The organism is Nonomuraea terrae (genome assembly GCF_044465245.1).
In the GTDB taxonomy this organism is placed as follows: domain Bacteria; phylum Actinomycetota; class Actinomycetes; order Streptosporangiales; family Streptosporangiaceae; genus Nonomuraea; species Nonomuraea terrae.
Window position 1 is genome coordinate 331,617 of the sequence record NZ_JBITLL010000003.1, and the last position, 21,025, is coordinate 352,641.

At 73.8% G+C, this 21,025-nt stretch carries 17 protein-coding genes; 10 read left to right on the forward strand and 7 right to left on the reverse strand.

The annotated features are described in order from the left end of the window. The first annotated feature begins 93 nt into the window (after nucleotides 1–93). A complete protein-coding gene (locus tag ACIBP6_RS14050) occupies nucleotides 94–924 on the forward strand; it encodes a helix-turn-helix domain-containing protein (RefSeq protein ID WP_397052071.1) in 831 nt (276 codons plus the stop codon). A gap of 361 nt (nucleotides 925–1,285) precedes the next feature. Further along, complete coding sequence (locus tag ACIBP6_RS14055) at nucleotides 1,286–1,714, forward strand: type II toxin-antitoxin system PemK/MazF family toxin (RefSeq protein WP_397052073.1); 429 nt, start codon at nucleotides 1,286–1,288, stop codon at nucleotides 1,712–1,714. Nucleotides 1,715–1,806: 92 nt separating this feature from the next. On the opposite strand, the gene ACIBP6_RS14060 is transcribed toward ACIBP6_RS14055, so the two are convergent. Next, nucleotides 1,807–3,147: a 6-phospho-beta-glucosidase gene (locus ACIBP6_RS14060; RefSeq protein WP_397052075.1), complete on the reverse strand. Its 1,341-nt coding sequence runs from the start codon at nucleotides 3,145–3,147 to the stop codon at nucleotides 1,807–1,809. A 10-nt stretch (nucleotides 3,148–3,157) separates the two neighbouring features. Next, nucleotides 3,158–3,928, reverse strand: a complete 771-nt coding sequence (locus ACIBP6_RS14065; RefSeq protein ID WP_397052077.1) for a DeoR/GlpR family DNA-binding transcription regulator — start codon at nucleotides 3,926–3,928, stop codon at nucleotides 3,158–3,160. A 132-nt stretch (nucleotides 3,929–4,060) separates the two neighbouring features. Here ACIBP6_RS14065 and ACIBP6_RS14070 point away from each other — a divergent pair, with 132 nt between their 5' ends. Genes ACIBP6_RS14070 through ACIBP6_RS14090 form a run of 5 tightly spaced genes read left to right on the forward strand, consistent with a single transcriptional unit; the run spans nucleotide 4,061 to nucleotide 11,123 of the window. After that, nucleotides 4,061–5,284, forward strand: a complete 1,224-nt coding sequence (locus ACIBP6_RS14070; RefSeq protein ID WP_397052079.1) for a PfkB family carbohydrate kinase — start codon at nucleotides 4,061–4,063, stop codon at nucleotides 5,282–5,284. A 3-nt stretch (nucleotides 5,285–5,287) separates the two neighbouring features. Beyond that, on the forward strand, nucleotides 5,288–6,670 hold the full coding sequence (locus tag ACIBP6_RS14075) for an extracellular solute-binding protein (RefSeq protein ID WP_397052081.1): 1,383 nt from the start codon (nucleotides 5,288–5,290) through the stop codon (nucleotides 6,668–6,670). After that, complete coding sequence (locus ACIBP6_RS14080) at nucleotides 6,667–7,563, forward strand: carbohydrate ABC transporter permease (RefSeq protein WP_397052083.1); 897 nt, start codon at nucleotides 6,667–6,669, stop codon at nucleotides 7,561–7,563. The genes ACIBP6_RS14075 and ACIBP6_RS14080 overlap by 4 nt, the downstream gene beginning before the upstream one ends. Further along, nucleotides 7,560–8,360 carry a carbohydrate ABC transporter permease gene (locus tag ACIBP6_RS14085; protein WP_397052085.1) on the forward strand — a complete coding sequence of 267 codons (801 nt, stop codon included), beginning with the start codon at nucleotides 7,560–7,562 and terminating at the stop codon, nucleotides 8,358–8,360. The genes ACIBP6_RS14080 and ACIBP6_RS14085 overlap by 4 nt, the downstream gene beginning before the upstream one ends. A 15-nt stretch (nucleotides 8,361–8,375) precedes the next feature. Continuing rightward, a complete protein-coding gene (locus ACIBP6_RS14090; protein WP_397052087.1) occupies nucleotides 8,376–11,123 on the forward strand; it encodes a sugar-binding protein in 2,748 nt (915 codons plus the stop codon). A gap of 73 nt (nucleotides 11,124–11,196) precedes the next feature. On the opposite strand, the gene ACIBP6_RS14095 is transcribed toward ACIBP6_RS14090, so the two are convergent. After that, nucleotides 11,197–11,934, reverse strand: a complete 738-nt coding sequence (locus tag ACIBP6_RS14095; protein WP_397052089.1) for a DUF3152 domain-containing protein — start codon at nucleotides 11,932–11,934, stop codon at nucleotides 11,197–11,199. An 87-nt stretch (nucleotides 11,935–12,021) separates the two neighbouring features. Then, nucleotides 12,022–13,236, reverse strand: a complete 1,215-nt coding sequence (locus ACIBP6_RS14100; protein ID WP_397052091.1) for an NAD(P)/FAD-dependent oxidoreductase — start codon at nucleotides 13,234–13,236, stop codon at nucleotides 12,022–12,024. A gap of 218 nt (nucleotides 13,237–13,454) precedes the next feature. Here ACIBP6_RS14100 and ACIBP6_RS14105 point away from each other — a divergent pair, with 218 nt between their 5' ends. After that, complete coding sequence (locus tag ACIBP6_RS14105; RefSeq protein WP_397052093.1) at nucleotides 13,455–14,516, forward strand: hypothetical protein; 1,062 nt, start codon at nucleotides 13,455–13,457, stop codon at nucleotides 14,514–14,516. A gap of 1 nt (nucleotide 14,517) precedes the next feature. Here the strand turns inward: ACIBP6_RS14105 and ACIBP6_RS14110 are convergent, their stop codons facing one another. After that, nucleotides 14,518–15,057: a hypothetical protein gene (locus ACIBP6_RS14110; RefSeq protein WP_397052095.1), complete on the reverse strand. Its 540-nt coding sequence runs from the start codon at nucleotides 15,055–15,057 to the stop codon at nucleotides 14,518–14,520. Nucleotides 15,058–15,309: 252 nt separating this feature from the next. On the opposite strand from ACIBP6_RS14110, the gene ACIBP6_RS14115 reads away from it, so the two are divergent. Then, nucleotides 15,310–16,419, forward strand: a complete 1,110-nt coding sequence (locus tag ACIBP6_RS14115) for an MBL fold metallo-hydrolase (protein WP_397052097.1) — start codon at nucleotides 15,310–15,312, stop codon at nucleotides 16,417–16,419. 23 nt (nucleotides 16,420–16,442) lie between these two features. Beyond that, entirely contained in the window at nucleotides 16,443–17,357 is a 915-nt protein-coding gene (locus ACIBP6_RS14120) for a pirin family protein (RefSeq protein ID WP_397052099.1), read from the forward strand. A 5-nt stretch (nucleotides 17,358–17,362) separates the two neighbouring features. Here the strand turns inward: ACIBP6_RS14120 and ACIBP6_RS14125 are convergent, their stop codons facing one another. Together ACIBP6_RS14125 and ACIBP6_RS14130 are read right to left on the reverse strand one after the other, a co-directional pair. Then, a complete protein-coding gene (locus ACIBP6_RS14125; protein ID WP_397052101.1) occupies nucleotides 17,363–19,894 on the reverse strand; it encodes a PA14 domain-containing protein in 2,532 nt (843 codons plus the stop codon). Nucleotides 19,895–19,969: 75 nt separating this feature from the next. After that, the gene (locus ACIBP6_RS14130; RefSeq protein ID WP_397052103.1) at nucleotides 19,970–20,932 is read right to left on the reverse strand and encodes a coiled-coil domain-containing protein; all 963 of its coding nucleotides are present in this window, start codon (nucleotides 20,930–20,932) and stop codon (nucleotides 19,970–19,972) included. Between the last annotated feature and the right edge of the window lie 93 nt (nucleotides 20,933–21,025).

Consider the following 21,025-nt stretch of genomic DNA (forward strand, 5'->3'; position numbering starts at 1 on the left):
ACCCTGCCGGTGAGCGCCCCCGCGGTTCTTGAACATCCTTGCGCTCGTCCGCGGCGGGCGGAACTGTCGCAGGCGCGGTGTAGCGTCCGGCGGATGCGTTGCTCCACATCCGTGGCCCGGGGTTCCGGGTTCCGGGTCGACACCGTGACCTGCCTCGACGACCACCGGGGGTGGTCGTCCGCCGAGGTGGAGAACCACTACCGGGTGGTGCTGGTGCGGCGGGGGACGTTCCGGCGCATGGCCGACGGCCGGCGTGCCGTGGCCGACCCAACGATGGCCTACCTCGCCGTGCCGGGGGTCGAGGAACGCTTCGCCCATCCGGCCGGTGGCGACGTCTGCACGGCGTTGACGCTGGCTCCCGCGTTGTGGCGGGCGATCATCGGCGACGGACCCGGCCGGCCGGCCGATCTCGCGTTCTACGTCGACGCGCGGCTCGACCTCCTCCACCGCCGCCTGCTGCGGACCGCGCGCGACGACGACACGGCGTTCGAGGTGGTCGAGGCGATGTTGCCGCTGGTCGGCGCCGCCACGGGCGGCCCGGCCGGAGGCCCGCGATCCGCGGGCGGCCCGGCCAGGGCGCGGACGAGCGCGGCGGCGGTGGTCGATGCCGCGCGTGAGGCCATCTCCGCCGACGTCCCCGAGGCCGCGGGGCTGGTGTCGCTGGCGGAGATCCTGGGGGTGTCGCCGTACCGGCTCAGCCGGGCCTTCACCCGGGAGCTGGGCGTCTCCCTCACCCACTACCGCAACCGGGTGCGGGTCGGCCGCGCGCTCGACCGGCTGGAGCAGGGCGAGCCCAGCCTGGCCGCGCTTGCCGCCGACCTCGGCTTCGCCGACCAGGCCCACCTGACCCGCACGATCCGCCGCCACTGCGGCGAGACCCCCGCCGCACTCCGCCGCCTCCTCGCCGCCCAGCACACCGGCTGACTCACCCCCCACCCGCCGCAGTTGGTTGCCGTCCCTGGAGGTTGAGGAGTGCCGTCTCCGGGAGTTGAGGAGGTGGTGGGGTGGGGGCTCGGGGTCCTCGTGGTGGGCGGGGGGTGCCGTTCTGTCGCGGGGTCTTGCCACGTGTGGCCGTGAGTCGATCTGCCCTAGGCTCCCGTTCCATGGATGGCCCCTACACCCCCCGTTATCCATGGGCTGAGCGTCTTCACGCCATGAGCGGCACCGACCACGAGTTCTCCACCGGTATGGCCTGCCCGCCCGAGTGGCTGGGCGCGGCCCCCGCCGGTCGGGTGAAAGTGGGGGTGAGTGGCTCTGTGAGGGTTCGGGGTCGTAGGCTCCCCCAATGCGTGATCTAGGTGAGGACCCCAGGCCCGCTCGGGGCGCGGTACGCGAGATCCATTCCCTCGGCGGGGCCGCCACTCTGGCCTACTCCCCCGACCTCGACGGCCTGGCCGATCCCGGCGAGATCGTCTGGGCGTGGGTGCCGTACGAGGAGGACCCGTCCCGGGGCAAGGACCGGCCGCTGCTGGTCGTCGGGCGGACCGGGCGCAGGCTGGTCGGCGTGATGCTCTCCAGCAAGGGCGAGGACGGGCCCGACTGGGTGGAGCTGGGCGCGTGGGGGCGGGACGGCCGCGTGTCGTACGTCCGGATCGACCGGGTGTTCGTGCTGGACGAGGACGACATCCGGCGCGAGGGCGCGGTGCTCGACGGCGAACGCTTCGCCCGGGTCGCGGCCCGGCTCATGAAGACGTACGGCTGGGGCGCCGGCTAGGAGCCGGCCGGCGGGGGCGGCGGCGCCTCCGGAGGCGGGCGGGGGTGCGCCCGGAGGCGGATGAGGCGGGTGGCGGTGCGCCCGCCGAGCGGCTAGCGCGGGAAGACGGCCGCCAGTGAGGGGATGCGGGCGCGGTAGCCGTCGAGCAGGCGCTGGGCGGTCGAGACCGAGTCCACCAGCGGGTGCAGCGCGAACGCCTCAACCGCCAGCCGCGACGAGCCCGACAGGGCGGCCTCGATGACGGTCTGTTCGACGGCCTTGACCTGCTGCATCAGCCCCAGGAAGCGGCCAGGCAGGGGGCGGGTGGCCAGCGGCCGGACGCCCGAGCCGTCCACGGCGCACGGGATCTCCACGACCGCCTCGGCGGGCAGGCCGGGCACCGCCGCGCCGTTGCGCACGTTCAGGATCATGGTGGACGGCTCGCCGCGCGCGATGGCGGCCATGAGGGCGAGCGCGATGCCCTCGTAGCCGCCGGCCTCCAGGTCGGCGGCGTCGCGTTCGCCGGCCTCGGCGGTGTCGCGGGCCTCGGCCATGTAGCTCTCGTCGCGCTCCCGGCGCGCCCGCCGCCAGGCGGCCAGCGCCTCACCCGGACGGGCGCGCACGTCGGCGTAGAAGCGGTCCTGCTGGCCCAGCAGCAGTTCGCCGCGGGTGCGCCCGGACAGCGCGGCCACCGCCTCGCGGGTGAAGTAGTAGTAGTACAGGTACTCGTTGGGCAGCGCCCCGAGCGTGCGCACCCAGTCGGGGCCGAGCAGCCGCGCCTCCTCCACCCGGCGCAGCGCCGCGTCGTCGGCCAGCAGCTCCGGCAGCACGTCGCGCCCCTCGTACGTCAGCCCGCACAGCCAGCCGAGATGGTTGAGCCCCACGTAACCGGGCGACACGCGCGCCGGGTCGACACCGAGCGCGGCGGCGGCCCGGCGCACCAGCCCGATCGGTGAGTCGCAGATGCCGATCACCCGGTCGCCGAGCACCCGCCGCATGGCCTCGGTGATCATCCCGGCGGGGTTGGTGAAGTTGATCACCCAGGCGTCCGGGGCCACGGTGGCGACCCGCTCGGCCACCCGCATCGCGACCGGCACGGTGCGCAGCCCGTACGCGACGCCGCCGGGGCCGGTCGTCTCCTGGCCGACCAGGCCCAGGTCCAGGGCCACCCGCTCGTCGGCGGTGCGCCCGGCCAGCCCGCCCACCCGGACGGCCGAGAAGACGAACGCGGAGTCGCGCAGCGCGGTGTCGAGGTCGGTGGTCGTGCGCACCCGGGGCGGGTCGTCGTGGCCGGCGGCCAGCCCGCGCAGCACGTGGGAGACGGCCTCCAGGCGTTCCTGCGACACGTCGTGGAGGACGACCTCCTCCACGCGAGGCTTGGCGGTGTCGCGCAGCAGCGCGCCGTACACGAGCGGGACCCGGAAGCCACCGCCGCCGAGAACGGCCAGTCTCATCGTCGCCCTTTCATACGAGCAGGACCTCGGCGCCCGCGGCCGCGCAGGCGCGCAGCGTGGCCGGGTCGGCGCCCTTGTTCGTGACGAACGTGTCGACGTCCTCGGGGCCGCACACGCGCAGTGCGCCGGTGCCGGGGAACTTGTGCCGGTCGGCCAGCAGCACCACCTGCCGCGCCGCGGTGATCATGGCGCGCTTCAGCGGCACCTCGGCGAGCGTGGTGTCGACGAGCTGCCCGTCGGGGCGTACGCCGCTGGCGCCGAGGAAGGCCCGGTCGGCCACCACCTGGGCGAGCGCGGCCTCGGTGAGCACCCCGACCAGCGAGTGGTACGGCCGCCGCAGCATGCCGCCGAGCAGCAGCAGTTCGACCTCCGGGTCGGCGCGCAGCACGTCGAGCACGGCGAGGCTGGAGGTGACCACGGTGACGCGGCGGCCGCGCAACCGGCGGGCCAGGCGCATCGTGGTGGTGCCGATGTCGAGCAGCACCACGTCGCCGTCGCGGACGAGCTCCGCGGCGCGGGCGGCGACCGCCTCCTTGTCGTGCTCGTCGGTGGCCACCACCTCGGCGAAGGGCCGCACGGTGTCGGCGTCGACGGTGATGCCGGAAGGGGGGAGCGCGCCGCCGCGCACCCGCCGCAGCGTGCCGTCGCGGTCGAGCACCTCGAGGTCCCTGCGGATGGTGGACGGGCTCACGCCGAGCTGGCGCGCCAGATCGCGGACGCTGGTGGCTCCCGAGCTGCGGACGCGGCGGGTGATCTCGGCATGCCTCAGGGGCTGGAGCACGCCCGGATTCTATCAGTCAGTTTTGCCCAGAAGTAAGCAGATTGCTCCATATGCTCGCGTGAAACACTTGCAGTGTGCGAGCAAACGTGCAAGATTGCGCACATCTCGATGTGTCGAGGAGGTCCCGTTCCCGTGTCTGCCCAGGCGTACGACCCGCTCGCCGGCCAGCGGACCCCGGAAGGGCCGCAGTTCGACGTCTTCCTGGCCGGCACTGTCTTCCTGGACATCATCTTCACCGGCCTGCCCGCGATGCCAGAAGCCGGCACCGAGATCTGGGCCGAGGGCATGGGCTCGTGCCCCGGCGGCATCGCCAACCTCGCCATCGCGACCAGCCGGCTGGGGCTGCGCACGTCGCTGGCCGCGGCGTTCGGCGACGACGACTACGGCGACTTCTGCTGGCGCACGCTGGAGGAGCAGGAGGCGGTGGACCTGACGCGCTCGCAGCGCTTCGAGCACTGGCACTCTCCGGTGACGGTCTCCATGGCGGTCGAGCGCGACCGCAGCATGGTGACGCACGGCCACCCGCCGCCCATGCCGGTTTCGGAGATGATCGGCACGCCGCCCCGCTCCCGCGCGGTGATCGTCTCGCTCTCCCCCGACGAGCCGCTCGGCGGGCCCGGCGCGTCCAGCTGGGCCGAGCTGGCGCACCGCGAGGGGGCACTGATCTTCGCCGACGTGGGCTGGGACCCGTCCGGCACGTGGTCGCGCGCGCTGCTCGACCAGCTGTCCATCTGTCACGCGTTCATGCCGAACGCCACCGAGGCGATGGCGTACACGGGCGCCGACACCCCGCGCGACGCGCTCTACACGATCGCCGACAAGGTGCCGCTGGCCGTGGTGACCGACGGGGCCAACGGCGCGATGGCGATCGACTCGACGACCGGCGAGGAGGCGTTCGTGCCGGCGCCGCGGGTGACCGCGCTGGACCCCACAGGGGCGGGCGACGTCTTCGGCGCCGGCTTCGTGCTCGGCACGCTGTGCGAGTGGCCGCTGGACGACCGGCTGGCCTTCGCCGGGGTGTGCGCGGCGCTGGCGGTGCAGCAGTTCGGCGGCTCGCTGGCCGCGCCCGGCTGGGGCGACATCGCCGACTGGTGGCACGAGGTGCGCGCCTCGGCCGGCCACGGCGGCGCGTACGGCAGCTCGCTGGCCCGCCGATACGCTTTCCTCGATCGACTGGTGCCGACGGTCCCGGTCGGGGCGGTGCGCCGTGCGGCCGCCACGATCGCCCGCTACGCCGACGTCGGCATGGCGCCGCCCGCTTCGGGGAAGCAGCCGGAGCGAGACCCCGCGCGCGCCGAGGACGACCCCCCGCCGGAGGGCCCGGACACGCCTCGCGCGCCAGCGCAGAAGGAGTAAGACATGACCGCCCAGCCGCGCGCATCCAGGACACTCCCCCTGTTCGCCGCGATCACCGCGATCACCACGGCCCTGGCCGGGTGCGCGCCCGGCTCCTCCGCCCCGCCCGCCTCCCCCTCGGCGCAGCCGAGCGCGTCCGCCGTGCGCACCGACGCCGCCGCGCTGGGCGACGTCACGCTCACCGTCTGGGACCAGGAGGTGCGCGGCGGCCAGGCCGCCCAGATGGAGCAGCTGAACAAGGCGTTCCAGGAGAAGTACCCCAACATCAAGCTCAACCGGGTGTCCCGCTCGTTCGACGACCTCAACACCACGCTGCGGCTGGCGCTCAGCGGCAACGAACCCCCTGACGTGGTGGAGGCCAACAACGGCCGCTCGTCGATGGGCGCGTTCGTCAAGGCCGGTCAGCTGCGCCCGCTGGACGCCTACGCCGAGGCGTACGGGTGGAAGGAGCGCTACCCCGAGTCGGTGCTGCGCTACTCCCGCTACAGCGCCGACGGCAAGCTGTTCGGCGAGGGCAACCTGTACGGCCTGCCGCAGGTCGGCGAGGTCGTCGGCGTCTTCTACAACCGCGCCAAGCTGACCGGGCTGGGCATCCAGCTGCCGAAGACCTGGTCCGACCTCGAGACGGCGCTGGCCACCGCCAAGGCGGAGGGCGAGGTGCCGCTGCAGTTCGGCAACCTCGACAAGTGGCCGGCCGTCCACGTGTTCGGCACCGTGCAGAGCCGGGTCGTCCCGGCCGAGCAGATCAGCACGCTCGCCTTCGGCCGCAGGGGCGCCACGTGGAACACGCCGGAGAACTCCCAGGCCGCCGAGCAGCTGGTGAGCTGGGCCGAGAAGGGCTACTTCGCCGACGGCTTCAACGGGCAGGGCTACGACGCCGCCTGGCAGGCGTTCGGCAAGGGCCAGGGCGTCTTCATGATCGCCGGCACCTGGCTGCTGGCCGACCTGCAGAAGGCGCTCGGCGACGACCTGGGCTTCATGCTGCCGCCCGGCTCCACGGCCGACGCGCCGCCGGTGGCGACGGGCGGCACGGGGCTGCCGTTCGCGATCACCGCCAAGAGCCCCAACCCGGACGCGGCGGCGGCGTACATCGACTTCATCACCAGCGCCGACGCGATGAAGGTGCTCGCCGACACCGGCAACCTGCCGGTCGCCGACACCGCCGACCAGAGTGTCCCCGACGGGCCGCAGAAGGACGTCTTCACGGCGTTCGGGACGGCGAGCGCGGAGAACGGGCTGGTGCCGTACCTCGACTACGCCACCCCGACGTTCGCCGACACGCTGGGCGCGGCGCTGCAGGACCTGCTCGCCGGGAAGGCGACCCCGCAGGAGTTCCTCGGCACGCTGGAGGAGGACTACAAGACCTTCGCCGAGAGCAACGGTTGAGCTCCAAGCCACGCGCGGCCGGCCCTCCGGGAGAGCCCCGCCGCGTCGCCTACCTGTACCTGCTGCCGGCGTTCGCGATCTACGCGGTGTTCCTGCTCTACCCGATCGGGCGCGCCGTGCAGATCTCGCTGTACGACTGGGACGGCCTGACCCTCGGCACCTGGGCGGGCCTGGACAACTACGTGGCCATCGTCGCCGACGATGGGCTGCGGGCGGCGTTCGGGCACGCGCTCGTGCTGATCGTGTTCTACGCGCTCGGGCCACTGGTCATCGGCCTGGCGCTGGCGGCGATCCTGCACCACGCCAAGGTGCGCGGCCTCGGGTTCTTCCGCACGGTCGTGTTCCTGCCGCAGGTGATCGCCATGGTCGTGGTGGCGGTGGCCTGGCGGCGGGTGTACGCCCCCGACGGCTCGCTCAACGGCCTGCTGAGCGCGCTCGGCCTCGACGTGCTGACCCGCGGCTGGCTGGGCGACTACACCTTCGCGCTGCCCGCGGTCGGCGTGGTCGGCACGTGGTTCGAGACCGGGCTGGTGACGGTGCTGCTGCTGGCCGGGATGAGCCGCATCCCGCCGGAGCTGTACGAGGCCGCGCGGCTGGACGGCTGCGGCGCGGTGCGGGAGTTCTTCGCGGTCACGCTGCCGTCGGTGCGCGGCGAGATCGCGGTCGCCCTGACGCTGACGGTGATCGCCGCGCTGCGCACGTTCGACCTGGTGTACGTCACCACGCGCGGCGGCCCCGGCACCTCGACGACGGTGCCGTCGTACGAGGTCTACCACCGGGCCTTCGGGCTCGGCCAGGTCGGCTCGGCCGCGGCCGTCGGGGTCACCCTCACCGTGGTCATCTTCGCGATCTCGTTCGGGATCAACCGGTTCGCCGACAGGAGGGTCTCGTGATCTCGCGCGCCGAGCGGGCGGCCAACTACGTCATCCTGACGGTGTTCGCGGCGTTCGCGCTCTACCCGATCATCGTCATCCTGTCGGCCGCGCTGGGCCCCGCCGACGCGGGCGGCACGGCCGGGCTGGCGAACTTCGCGGCGGCGTGGGAGATCGGCCGGTTCGGCACGTACCTGCGGACCAGCCTGGCGGTGTCGGCGTTCGTCGTGGTCGTGAGCGTGGTGTTGTCGATCATGAGCGGGTACGCCTTCGGCACGATGCGCTTCCGCGGCAGGACGGCGCTGTTCTACCTGTTCATGCTCGGGATCATGATGCCGAGCGAGGCCATCGCGGTGCCGCTCTACTTCGACCTGCGCACCCTGGGGCTGACCGACACGTTCTGGGCGATCTCGCTGCCGCAGGTGGCGCTGTCGGTGGCGTTCGGCACGTTCTGGATGCGGGCCTACTTCCTGGCCTCGAACCGGGCGATCGTGGAGGCGGCGCGCATCGACGGGGCGTCGAGCTGGCGCATCCTTTGGCAGGTGCTGCTGCCGCCGGCCCGCCCCGCGGTCGTCACGCTGACCGTGCTGGTCTTCATGTGGACGTGGAACGAGTTCCTCATCCCGCTGATCATGGTGACCAAGGAGTCGCTGCGCACCGCGCCGCTGGGGCTGGCCTTCTTCCAGGGGCAGTACACCTCCGGCTTCACCCTGCTCGCGGCCGGCTCCGTCATCGTGGCGACGCCCGTCGTGATCTTCTATCTGTTCCTCCAGCGTCACTTCGTCCGCGGGCTGCTCCAGGGGGCGGTCCGCGAGTAACCACCCGGAGGTTGGATGCGTATCAGAACACGGGCGGCGGCACTGCTGGCGAGCGCGGCGGTCGCGCTCGCCGGACCGACGGCCGTCCCCGCCGCCGCCCATGAGCCCGCCGATGAGCCCGCCGGCGGGCGCGCCGCGCCGGTCGACCTCGACGCGCTGTTCGTCGGCGCCCATCCCGACGACGAGGCGTCCACGCTGTCCACGCTCGGCCAGTGGAACGAGGAGCACGGCGTGCGCACCGGCGTGATCACCGTCACGCGCGGCGAGGGCGGCGGCAACGCGGTCGGCCCGGAGGAGGGCCCGGCGCTCGGCCTGCTGCGCGAGGCCGAGGAGCGCGAGGCCGTCGGCAAGGCCGGCGTGACCGAGGTGTTCAACCTGGACGACGTCGACTTCTACTACACGGTGAGCGCGCCGCTGACCGACCAGGTGTGGGGCGGCGACACGCTGGAGAAGGTCGTCAGGGTCGTCCGCCAGACCAGGCCCGAGATCCTGCTGACCATGGACCCGGCGCCGACGCCGGGCAACCACGGCAACCACCAGGAGGCGGCGCGGCTCGCCGTCGCGGCGTTCTACGCGGCGGCCGACCCGAAGGCGTTCCCCGAGCAGATCAACGGGGAGGGGCTGAAGCCGTTCGCGCCGGCCCGGGTGCTGACCGGCGGGGCCCGCGGCACCTCGCAGACCGGGCCCGACTGCGCCTCGACCTTCCGGCCGAACAACCCGGCGCAGAACGTCTTCGGCGTCTGGAGCGGACGCGCCTCGGCGAGCCGGGGCACGACGTGGGCGGCCGTGGAGCGCGAGGCGCAGCGCACGTACGCCTCGCAGGGCTGGGCGTCCTTCCCGGACGTGCCGGCCGACCCGGCGCGGCTCGGCTGTGACTTCTTCACGCAGGTGGACGCGCGGGTGCCGTTCCCGGAGCCGGGCACCCCCGCGGCCGCCGCGCCGACGGCGATCCTCGACGGCTCGCTGACCAGGCCCGCCGGTACGACGCCGCTCGGCACCCTGCTCACCCTGGAGACCGGCGCGTTCGACGTGCGGCCCGGCACGCCGTTCGAGGTGGAGGTGAGCGTGACGGCGCCGCCGCGCGAGCCGCTCGGCCGGTCGTCGGTCGCGCTGCGCCTGCCGGAGGGCTGGCGCGTCGAGCAGGGCTCCCGTGACCTGGGGCGGCTCGCCGCCGGGCGTACCCGGTCGGCCACGTTCACGGTGACGCCGCCGGAGGGGGCCGCCGGGCGGGCCAGGATCGCGGCGGCGCTCACCACCGAGCGGGGACGCGGCCACACCGACCGGCAGGTCGAGGTCAGCCCCGCCGTGCGGGCCGCGCAGCAGCCGCTCCCCCAGGTCGCCCAGTACGCGGAGTGGACCGCCGACGTGGGCGTCCCGCAGCTGCGGGGGCTGGTCACGCCGGTGCTCACGCTGCCCTCGGGCGGCAGCCGCGAGATCGGCGTCGTGGTCACGAACGTCAGCGACACCGCGCAGTCCGGCGCCGTCCGGCTGGAGCTGCCCGCCGGGTTCACCGCCGACCGCGCCGAGGCCCCGTACCGCGACCTCGCCCCCGGGGCGGAGACGACGGTGCCGTTCACGGTGACGAACTCCGACCCGTCGCTGAAGACGTCCAACGAGGGCGGCGACTACGCCTACACGATCACCGTCACCAGTGGGGACGGCTCCAGCACCAGCAGGCCGGCCCTGGAGCTGGTGCCCGCGGCGACCGTGCCCGAGGCCGCCGCCGCGCCCGCCGTGGACGGCAGGGAGGGCGAGGGCGAGTACGCCGGGCCCGCTCTGGACGTCTCCCGCCTGTGGGAGGGCAGCGCGTGCTCGTCGGCCGCCGACTGCTCCGGCACGGCCAAGGCCGCCTGGCACGACGACACGCTGTTCCTCGTCGTCCACGTCAGGGACGACGTGCTCGGCACGCGCCTGGACGCCTCCGACTGCAAGCGCCACTGGCGCACCGACTCCGTGGAGGTGGCCGTCGACCCGCGCGGCGTCTCCGAGAACACCTCCACGACGTTCAAGGCGGCGGTGCTGCCGGTGACGGCCGAGGGGCCGCCGTGCCACCTGCGCGACGCCGACAACCGGCAGGGGCCGGGTGAGGAGACGGCTCCGGGGATGCGGGTGGCCTCGACGGTGTCCGAGGGCTCGTACGTGGTGGAGATGGCGATCCCGATGGAGGTCCTGCCCGGGGCCGTCGACCCCGACCGGTTCGGGCTGAACATCCTCGTGTACGACTCCGACACCCAGGACAAGACCGGTCAGACGCGGATCGGGTGGTCGACGTGGGGCGGGGTGCAGGGCGACCCGTACCGGTGGGGGGCGGCCGCGCTGACCGGCTACCGTCCGCCGGCGGACCGGCCTGAGACGCCGCCGGAGCCGGTGATCCCCGACACCGCGCTGTCCAGCCTGGACTCGCCGCAGTCGCTGGAGCAGGCGGTACGCGTCGACCTGCCGCCGGCCGGCGGCCCGGCGGCCGGACCGGCGCGGACGGGCGAGGCCGTCTCCGCCACGGCGGCCGAGGACGGCGAGGGCGCCGAGGGCGCCGAGGGCGCGGTGCAGGTCAGGGTGCGCGCCGCCGCGCCCGGGCGGGCGCACCTGTTCGTCCGCGACGCCCACGGCACGGCGGGCAGCCGCGTCGTCACGGTGTCCCGCCGGGGGACGACGACCGTGGAGGTGCCGCTGACCCGCGCCGTGGGTGATCGGGCGACGGTGGTGGCCGGCTGGCAGGCACGCGACGGCGGCGGCACGGACGCCTCCCAGGTGCCCGTCCGCTGACCGCGGCGCCCGGGCCGGCGCGGTGATTCGCGCCGGCCCGGGCCACGGGATGGGGCCCGGGCCGGCGCGACGGTTACGGGCGGTCGTCGCCGGGGCGGCGGTGCGGGAAGGGCCACGGGTTCGGGCGGCAGCGGCCCAGCGACTTCGACTGCTGCGTCATGACCGGGGCCAGGCGGCCGGGGCCCGGGCACGGGCGGTGACGGTGGCCGAGGCCGTGGCCGACCTCGTGGCTGATCACGTAGTGGCGGTAGGCGTCGAGGTCGTCGCCGTACTGCCGGACGCCCTTCGCCCAGCGCAGGGCGTTGATGATCGAGCGGCGGCCGTTCCAGCAGGACAGCTCGCCGCCGGTGCGCAGCGGCTTGCACTCGCGGTCGGTCAGGCGGGGGCTGGACAGGGCGACGCGCAGCCGCACCGGCGGGCGGTCCACGCGGCGGAAGCGGCCCCAGCCGCGGATGTCGTTGAGCGTCCGGTGCACCTCGTCGGCGAACGAACGCGGGTCGAACGGCAGTCCGTCCTCCATCTCGACCAGGTATCGGATCACCTTGCCCCGGCCTGGCCTGGCGGGGGCCTCGCCGCGCACGACGGTGTAGCGGCCGGAGGCGGAGTGCGGCACCCGGAGTTTCTCGTGGTCGCGTTTCCCGGGCGCGAGCGGCGGGGGCGGCGGAGGCAGGGTCGGCGGCAGCTTCGGCGGCGGGACGTAAGCCGGCGGCCCTGAAGGTCCTGAAGTCTCCGAAGCCCCGGGCGGCCCTGGCGGCGCGGTGCCGCACGCGGCGGCGGCCAGGATCAGGACCAGCAGTGCGAGCAGCGGCATGTGCGTCCTCCCCACGGTGTCACGGTGGGGAGGGATCCGATGTTACGTGCCCTTGTTGTCGCACTTCGCGGACAGGGTGGCCATTTTTCAGGGAATTGGCGGTGCGTAGGGCGTTATATCGATCGGTGGCGTTTCGCCGAGGGCCAGGTCGGCGGCGATGGCGCCGGTGAAGGGCCCGGCCGTCAGCCCGTACGCGCTCAGGCCCGTCGCCACCACCACGCGGCCGGTCACCGGGCCGATGAGGGCGGGGCCGGGGGCGTACACCGGGCGCAGGCCCACCCGCGTCTCGACGACCGTCGCGTTGTACAGCCCCGGCGCCGTCCGCAGCCCCGCCTCGATCACCTCGTCGAGGCCGCCCATGGTGACGCGGGGCGCGAAGCCGACGTCCTCGACGGTCGCGCCGATGACGATGCGGGAGTCGGGGAAGCCGAGCAGGTAGGGGCCGTTCCTGGGCAGGATGATGGGCCACCAGGCGGTGTCGACGCCCTCCATGCAGACGTGCAGGATCTGGCCGCGCCGGGGGAAGACCGGCAGCGCGACGCCGAGCGGCCGGCACACCTCGCCCGTCCACGCTCCGGCGGCCACGATCACCGCGTCGGCCTCGACCGGGACGCCCTCGCCGGTGAGCCGCCGGGCGGCCGTGACCGCTGGCGGCTGCGGGGCGGCCGGGTCGAGCGGCCGGCTCTGCCGCCACGACCCCGCTTCCTCGCTGGTCTCCGCCTCCGGCAGGGGGCACGCCGCCGCGTCCTCGGCCGCCGTCGCGTGCACGATCACCTCGCCGGCGGGGGTGAGGCGGGCGGCGCCCGTACGGATCCGGGCTCCCCCCTCCAGGGCGGCGCGCAGGAGGGCGGCGCGCACCGCGTCGCCGTCGACCCGGGCCGCGCCGGGCACCAGCAGCGCGCTCAGCGTGTCGGACAGCGGCGGGAACAGCTCGGTCGGCGTCGTGACGTCGGTGACCTCACCCATCTCCGGCGCCTCGTCGTAGCGGCGGCGCAGCAGGCCCCGCACCGGCTCCAGGTCGACCGGCTCCTCGGCGACGAGCAGGGCGCCGACCTTGGCGTACCCGATGTCCTCGCCCAGCTCCCCCACCAGGCCCGGGTAGCGGCGGGCGCCCTCGCGGGTCAGGCGGTACCAGGCGTCGTCCTCGGCGTGGTCGACCCATGGGCAGACGATGCCCGCGCTCGCCGGCGTCGCCGCGCCCGGATACCCCCCGTCGACCACGGTCACCTCTGCGCCGCGGCGGCTCAGGTAGTAGGCCGCGGCCGCCCCCACGATGCCGCTTCCGATCACCACTACACGCATGGCCTCATGCTCTCAGCTCGGGTGAACCGACCCGATGACCGGGATCCCGCACTTTGCCCGCCGAACACCCTTTGCCGCCGGACACCCCTTTGCCCTGAACGCCCATGGCCGCCGAACGCCCATGCCCGCCGGACACCCGGCCACGCCGACCCCGGGATCCTCCCGGCGAACCGCCCGACATGTCGGTCATGTCCGGCTTACGGGTTTATGGTCAGCGCATGGACATCGCCGTCACCAGGATCGGTCTGCCCTGCCCGGTCCGCGTGGCCGCATCGGACGGGACCACCGTCTGGTGCGCGGTGCCCGGCGGGCTGCGCGCGTACACCGCCTCGGGCACCTTTCTCAGGGACATCTCGCTCCGCGACGCCCTCCCCGTCCGGCAGCCCCTGCCGGACGCGCTGCCGGACGCGCTGCCGGAGGACGGGCCAGCCCAGGAGCTCCATGGAGGTGGGCCGCGGGTCTCCCTGAAGAAGGGCGACGCCCGGGAAGGCTTCCTGACGACCGGCGACACCCTGGAGGGCGGCGTCTTCCCAGCCGGGCCGGAGTTGCGGTCGCTGGCGGCCGTGCCCGGGACGGTGAGCGGCACGGCCGGCGTTCCCGGCACGCTGGCCGAGACCGTGGTGGTGCCCCGGTCGTTCGCCGGGCAGGCGCCCGCGAGCCCGTTGTCGGCGGCGAACCCGCTGTCCAGGGGGACGCTGGCGGCCACGACCGGCGACCGCGTCCTGTGGTTCGGAGCCGGCCCGCCGGCGCAGGCGCCGTTCGACGGGCGGGTGGTGGCGGGCGGCGGCGAGATCTGGGCGGTCGGCGACGGGCTGGCCCGCAGGCTGATCGGTCCCGGCCGGCTCGGGGAGCCGGTGGAGCTGCCCGGCCTGGACCGCTGCGCCGTCGAGGGGGAACGCCTGTGGTGGACCTCCCGGCACGACACCCTGCTCCGCGGCGGCCCCGACGAGGTGGACCTCGGGGAGGGCGAGCGCGGGGCCATGGCCGTGTGCGCCGGCTCGGTGTGGATCAGTGCGCGCGGGGGGCTGCGGCGGGTGTCGGCCTGGTCGGGCGAGCCGCGCCGGTTCGTCGGGACTCCTGAGGGGCCGGTGCCGTTCCTGGTGTGCGCGAACGGCGTCCTGGTGGGCGGCGGCCGTGACCTGTTCGCCCTCTCCCCCGCCACCGGCGTCCTGCGGGTGATCGAGTTAGGGTTGGACGCGCCTCTCGGGCTCCTCATCGCGGCCGGCAAACACGTCTGGGCGTTCCCCGCCGGCCGCCCGGAAGCCCTCGTCGTCACCTGACTCACGCATAGTCGTCCTCGTCGTAGCGCTCCAGGTGGAGGAGGGCGCGGATCTTCGCCGCCGGGGCCTTGCCGTCGTGGCGGACCGCGTTCAGCACCTGCTGGACGAGCGCGTCGCGGCTCTGGGCGCGTGCGGCCATGAGCCAGTGGCGTTGCGCTCTGCCGGATTCGGCGGTGAGCCGGCGCGTCGGCCCGCGCACCGCCGCGGGCCACGGGGTGCCGGTCAGCCGCCGGATGTGCGCCTCGTTCGCGGTGGCGACCTGCGCGGCCCGGCGGCGCAGCTCAGCGACCGGCCGGCCGCCGTTGATCGCCTGCTCCAGCCGTTCCAGCGCGACGTTGTACGGCCGCACGATGCCCAGATAGCGCCGGGCCGCCTGCTCGACGGTCAGCGCGGCCCGCGACACGCGCGGCGACGGGGTGGGGGAAACGGGGCTCGCGGCCGTGGGCGAGACGCGGACGGAATCGACCGGCGGCGACACGCCGGCGGGGGTGCCCGAACACCCGGCGACCAGGGCGGCGACCACCAGGGTCACGAGAATCATGCGCACAGGTCCGCAATTGAGCCACTGAGCCATCATGGTGTCAAGGTCGCCGCGCATGAGCGTTTCGCCGGGGGTTGCCGGGCGGCGCCGGCCAGGCGACCGATAGGTTCGTCGGGCCGGAGAAGGTCGCCGCCCTGGTGACGTGGCTGGCATCCCCGTATGCCGCGAGCGTCGGCGGCGCGGCGATCACCACGGCCTGACCTATCGGGAATCCCGCAGGGCGGGAAGGGGACCTCTCAGGGAGTGTGGGCGATGGCAGGAATGCGGACCGCGTGGCGGATCGTCGCGGGCGGCGCTGCTCTGGCCGCGGCCGGCTGGGCGATGCGCGAGGTACCGGCCGAGCTGGGCGTGCGGCCTCTGACGACGGGGCCGGACCGGGCGGCGCGGATACGGCGCTCGCCGCAGTTCGTGAACGGCGCTTTCGTCAACCCCATGCCCGACCCGCCCAGACCGGCCACGAGCGTCCTGGACGAGCTGTCCGGCAGCAGGCGGCGCCGTCCCCACGGATTCGTCCCGCTGCGGGTGCCGCCGTCCGACGAGCCGCCCGCCGACGGCCTGCGCGCCGTCTGGTACGGCCACGCCTCGACGCTGGTGGAGATCGAGGGCAAGCGGGTGCTGTTCGACCCGGTCTGGAGCAACCGGGTCTCCCCCTCGCAGTTCGTCGGCCCGAAGCGGCACCACCCGGTGCCCGTGGAGCTCGGCCAGCTGCCGCCGATCGACGCCGTCGCGATCTCCCACGACCACTACGACCATCTCGACATGGCGACCGTGCGCCATCTGACGTACACGCAGAAGTCGCCGTTCGTGGTGCCGCTGGGTGTGGGGGCGCACCTGGAGCGGTGGGGCGTGCCGGCGTACCGGATCGTCGAGCTCGACTGGGGCGAGGAGGCGCAGGTGGCGGGGTTGCGGTTCGTCGCCACGGCGGCCCGGCACTTCTCCGGGCGGGCCTCCTTCGCGGCGAACGACACCCTGTGGGGATCGTGGGTGGTCGCCGGGGCGGCCAAGCGGGTGTTCTACGCGGGCGACTCCGGCTACTTCGCGGGCTACAAGGGCATCGGCGCGGCGCACGGGCCGTTCGACCTGACGCTGATGCCGATCGGCGCGTACGGCCCCGCGTGGCCCGACACCCACATGACGCCGGAGGAGGCGGTAACCGCGCACCTCGACCTGGGCGGCAGGCTGCTGCTGCCGGTGCACTGGGCGACGTTCACGCTGGCCCTGCACCCCTGGGCCGAGCCGGTGGAGCGGTTGTGGCGCGAGGCCAAGGCGCGCGACGTCTCGATCGTGGTGCCTCGTCCGGGCGAGGCGGTCGACACGGCCGCCGTGCCGCCGGTGGAGGACTGGTGGGAGATCTCCGCCTGAGCGGGGTCGCGTACAGTCCTACCGTGAGCAATCTGGAACGCGACCCGCGGGAGATCCGCTGCGCCGCCGAGGCGGGCGCGGGCAGTGAGGTGCTGACGGGGCGTGAGGTGCCGCTGGGCGGTCCGCGCGCGATGCTGGTGAGCCGGACGCTGCCGCACGTGCACCGGCGCATGATCGGCGCGTGGTGCTTCGTGGACGCGTACGGGCCGCAGCGGGCCGCCATGCGGGTGCCGCCGCACCCGCACACGGGCCTGCAGACGGTGAGCTGGCTGTTGGCGGGCGAGGTGCTGCACCGCGACAGCGTCGGCACCCTGCAGGAGATCCGCCCCGGGCAGCTGAACCTCATGACCGCCGGGCGCGGCATCGCGCACTCGGAGGAGTCGCCGGAGGCCGTGCTGCACGGGGTGCAGCTGTGGGTGGCGCTGCCCGGCGAGCACCGCCACGTCGGGCCGGGCTTCGAACACCATCCGGCGCTGCCGGTGGTGTCCGGCACGGGTTTCGAGGCGACCGTCGTCATGGGATCGCTGGCCGGGGTCACCTCGCCCGCGACCGCCTACAGCCCGCTCGTGGGCGCCCAGATCGCGGTCGGCGGGGTGTGCGAGGTGCCGGTCGACCCGGGGTTCGAGCACGGGCTGCTGCTGCTCGACGGCGAGGTGGCCGAGCTGGAGCCGGGGGCGCTGACGTACCTGCCGCCCGGGCGGTCGCGGGTGCGGCTGTCGGGGCGCGGGCGGGTGCTGCTCATCGGCGGGGAGCCGTTCAAGGAGGAGATCGTCATGTGGTGGAACTTCGTGGGCCGCTCACACGACGAGATCGCCGCCTTCCGCAAGGAGTGGATGGAGGGCGAGGGCTTCGGCGCCGTCGAGGGGTACGACGGCGAGCCGCTGCCCGCGCCCGTCCTGCCCGGCACGCCGCTCAAGCCCCGCGGCCGGGTCCGCTAGTCATCTCACCGGGTTCCGTCGCAGGGCGGGTTCGTGGTGGTCAGGGCTTCGTGGGCGGCGCGGAGGCGGGCGGCGTCGGGTTTGGTGACCGCCCGGTCGTACGTCATCAGGCCGTTGATCTCGGTCTCGACGTCGGTGGTCTGGGTGTAGACGGCGGCGCTGAGCCGCTCGCACGACTGCAGCCGCCGGATCTCCTCGATCATGGACACGTACCGGGCGGTGAGTGCCTCGGGGTCGGGCTCGGCCGCGTACCCCCAGCCGCCGCCGGACCAGGTGTGGCCGACCACCGGCAGGCTGAGGCCGCCGTACTCGCCGAGGACGTTCGCCCGGCCGCCCGACGGCTTGCCGGGGTTGCCGGGGCCCGGGTAGATGTGGAAGTCCTTGATGTCGCCGTTGCCGCCGTCCACGGCGCCGCAGCAGTTGACCCCGCTCATGTTGTTCACCAGCCGTGACGGGTCCCAGCTCTTGACCAGGTCGGCGATGCGGGCCTGGTCGTACTGGCCCCAGCCCTCGTTGAACGGCACCCACATGACGATCGACGGGCTGCTGCGATGCTGGTCGACCATCTCCTTCAGCTCGGCCTCGAACTGCGCCCGGCCGGTGGTGCGGAAGGCCGACGGCATGTCCTGCCACACCAGCAGGCCGAGCTTGTCGGCGTGGTGGTACCAGCGGTCGGGCTCGACCTTGACGTGTTTGCGCACGGCGTTGAAGCCGAGGGCCTTGGTCTGCTCCAGGTCGTACCGCAGGGCCTCGTCGGTGGGGGCCGTGTAGCCGCCGTCGGGCCAGAATCCCTGGTCGAGGGGGCCGATCTGGAAGACCGGCCGGCCGTTGAGCAGGATGCGTTCGCCGGAGACCGCGATGGATCTCATCCCGAAGTACGACTCCACCCGGTCGTTCCTGAGCCTGACCTCCAGGTCGTACAGATGGGGGTCGTCGGGTGACCACAGCCGGGGGTCGGGCACGGGGAGGCGGAGCTCCTCGCCGACCGGGCCGCGTACGGTGCCGACCACGCGCCGGCCGTCCCTGGCGATCACGGTGGCGGTGCCCGGTGAGCCGTGGACGGTGACGTGCAGCGCCTCGCCGCGCAGGTCGGGCACGGTGTCCACACGGTCGATCCGCTGGGCGGGGACCGGCTCCATCCAGACGCTCTGCCAGATGCCGGAGACGGCGGTGTACCAGATGCCGCTCGGGCTGAGCCGCTGCTTGCCGATCGGCTGGGCGCCCTCGTCGGTCGGGTCGTACACGCCGACGACCAGCTCCTGCGGGCCGCCGCCCCGGAGCGCGGCGGTCACGTCGGCGGTGATGCGGTCGTAGCCGCCCTTGTGCTCGGCCACCCGCTCGCCGTTGACGTAGACGGTGGCGTGCCAGTCGACGGCGTCTAGGTGCAGCAGCAGCCGCTCGCCGCGCCAGGTGCGAGGCACCTCGAACGTCCTGCGGTACCACATGCGTTCCTCGTGCCGCCCGACGCCGGACAGCTGCGACTCCACCGCGAACGGCACCACGATCCGCTCGGGCAGCTCCCGGCCGACGGGCGCGGCCTCTCCCTCCTCGGCGGGGGCGAACTGCCAGGTGCCGTTGAGGCTGCGCCAGCGGTCCCTGACGAGCTGCGGCCTCGGGTACTCGGGCAGCGGGCCGTCCGGATCGACCTCCGCGGCCCATCGGGTGCGCAGGACGTAGGTGGAGGCGTTGACCACGGGGACGTAGGTGTAGGCGGGCAGCGGCGTGCCGTCCGCGTACGTGATGCCGCCGCCGTCGTACGCGGTGCGGACGGTGTTGCCCGCCTTGGCGGGAACCGGATGCCGCAGTTTCAGCTCCACGGTCTGCGGCGTCCGCAGGACGGCGGAGGTCACCGGCCAGGCGGCGCCGCCGACGGTGAGCGCCAGCCGCTCGGCCGCGTCTTCGGGCAGCGGCGCGAGCGGCGCGCCGAACGTCAGCGTCGCGACGTCCCCGGCCTCGTCGAGCCGGGCGTCGCGGGGGCCGGGGGGCTGGAAGTCCTCGGGCACGGTGAACGCCTCCGTCGGGACGACGGCCTTCGGCACGCTCGGGCTCTGCCAGCGCAGCCGCAGGTGGGCGCCGCCGTGGTGCTCGAAGTACTCGACCTTGACGTCGTACTTCCTGCCCGCCTCCAGGGCGATGGGCTCGCCGGTCTGCTCGACGTCCCAGTCGTCCACCCAGTGGTCGATGATCAGCCGCCCGTCCACCCAGAGGCGGAACCCGTTGTCGCCGATCATCGAGAAGGTGTACGTCTCGGAGCGCGGGACTTCGATCTCGCCGGTCCACCGGACGGTGACGTCGTCCTCCCTGCCGGTCAGCTCCCGGAACACCGGGTTCAGGTCGGCCAGGTCGAGGGCGGGGTCGACGACGCTCGCCTTGAGCTCGGCGAAGTCGAACCTGCCCGCCGCCGAGGCGAGGTAGTAGTCGCCGCGCAACCCGTTCCGCTCGGCGGCGGGGGCGGCGGAGGCGGACGGCGTCTGTCCCACCAGGGACGACAGGGAGAGAAGCACGGCCAGCAGTAACGCGAGGCGCTCACGCGACACCGGAGGGGTCCTTTCGGGGAGGCTCCGATCAAGGGTGCTTTGCGACCTTCAGTAAGCACCCGTTGAGCCAACCGGTCAATAGACCGAAATGTGCGGATGGTCGTAGTGGTTGGCCGTGGTGCCGCCGCGGTCGGACATCGTGCGCCAGGAGCCCGTTCCGACGTGCCAGATGCGCTGGCGGTAGATCACGTACATGATGCCGAGCCGTTCGGCGTTCTTGACGGCCCAGGCGGCGATCTGGTCGCCGCGCCGCAACTCGGCCGCGGACGGCATCGCGCCGCCCCGGCTCAGCATGAAGTCGCACGCCCGGCCGAGCGGGTGCTCGCCACCGTCCTGGATCGGCCGGTAGCACCCGATTCCGTACGGCACCTCGAACCGGTCCCCGATGAGGTTCCTGACCAGGCGCATCCTGGGGGTGATGTTGTCGGGGCCGTCGGGCAGCTGCGGCACCCACGTCCCGTCGGGTCGCCGGATCCCGGGCGCGGTGTAGAGCAGGTCGATCCTGTCCTTGACCTTCTCGATCTGCTTCTCGGCCTTCTCCCTGCGTTCGCCCAGGTCCTCGACGGTCCGCCGCAGGTCCTTCGCGCGGGTCTCGGCCTCTGCGCTCGCCTGCCGGTGGGCGTTCCTGACCTCGGCGTAGCCGCGCACCCTGGCGTCCTGGACGTCGACGAGGTGCTGGGCGAGCGCCATCCGGTCGAGCAGCGCCGACGGGTCGCGGTTGCCGGTCAGCATGGCCGGCTGACTCGGCTCGCCGCCGACGTACTGGGCGACGGCCATGGCTCTGAGGCTGGTGGAGTGGCTGTCGTAGACCTCCTGGGCGGTGGCCAGCCTCTCACGCGCCGCCTTCTCCGCCTTCTCGGCCTTCTGGTGGGCGATGCGACCGGCGTAGTAGTCCGTGATGAGCTTGTCGGCGTCCTTCTGGAGCACGGACAGCTCCTTCTTGAGCCGCTTCACCGTCGGTTTCGGTTCGGCCTGCGCCGGCACCGCCGTAACCAGGAGCACGGCGGCGAGCGTGGTCACGGCCCGCCATACCGCCACTCTTCTCCTCACCCCGGACGCGCAGGGCAGGTTCCGGCCATGAGCTTTTCAGGCCAGAGGGCGCCCTCTATCGGACGCACGATAGTAGGAGAT

What these genes read in the sequence shown, in the direction of transcription:
- ACIBP6_RS14050 (WP_397052071.1), top strand. Translation starts at nt 94, where the DNA reads ATGCGTTGCTCCACATCCGTGGCCCGGGGTTCCGGGTTCCGGGTCGAC.
- ACIBP6_RS14055 (WP_397052073.1), top strand. Translation starts at nt 1,286, where the DNA reads ATGCGTGATCTAGGTGAGGACCCCAGGCCCGCTCGGGGCGCGGTACGC.
- ACIBP6_RS14060 (WP_397052075.1), bottom strand. Translation starts at nt 3,147, where the DNA reads ATGAGACTGGCCGTTCTCGGCGGCGGTGGCTTCCGGGTCCCGCTCGTG.
- ACIBP6_RS14075 (WP_397052081.1), top strand. Translation starts at nt 5,288, where the DNA reads ATGACCGCCCAGCCGCGCGCATCCAGGACACTCCCCCTGTTCGCCGCG.
- ACIBP6_RS14090 (WP_397052087.1), top strand. Translation starts at nt 8,376, where the DNA reads ATGCGTATCAGAACACGGGCGGCGGCACTGCTGGCGAGCGCGGCGGTC.
- ACIBP6_RS14095 (WP_397052089.1), bottom strand. Translation starts at nt 11,934, where the DNA reads ATGCCGCTGCTCGCACTGCTGGTCCTGATCCTGGCCGCCGCCGCGTGC.
- ACIBP6_RS14100 (WP_397052091.1), bottom strand. Translation starts at nt 13,236, where the DNA reads ATGCGTGTAGTGGTGATCGGAAGCGGCATCGTGGGGGCGGCCGCGGCC.
- ACIBP6_RS14105 (WP_397052093.1), top strand. Translation starts at nt 13,455, where the DNA reads ATGGACATCGCCGTCACCAGGATCGGTCTGCCCTGCCCGGTCCGCGTG.
- ACIBP6_RS14110 (WP_397052095.1), bottom strand. Translation starts at nt 15,057, where the DNA reads ATGATTCTCGTGACCCTGGTGGTCGCCGCCCTGGTCGCCGGGTGTTCG.
- ACIBP6_RS14115 (WP_397052097.1), top strand. Translation starts at nt 15,310, where the DNA reads ATGGCAGGAATGCGGACCGCGTGGCGGATCGTCGCGGGCGGCGCTGCT.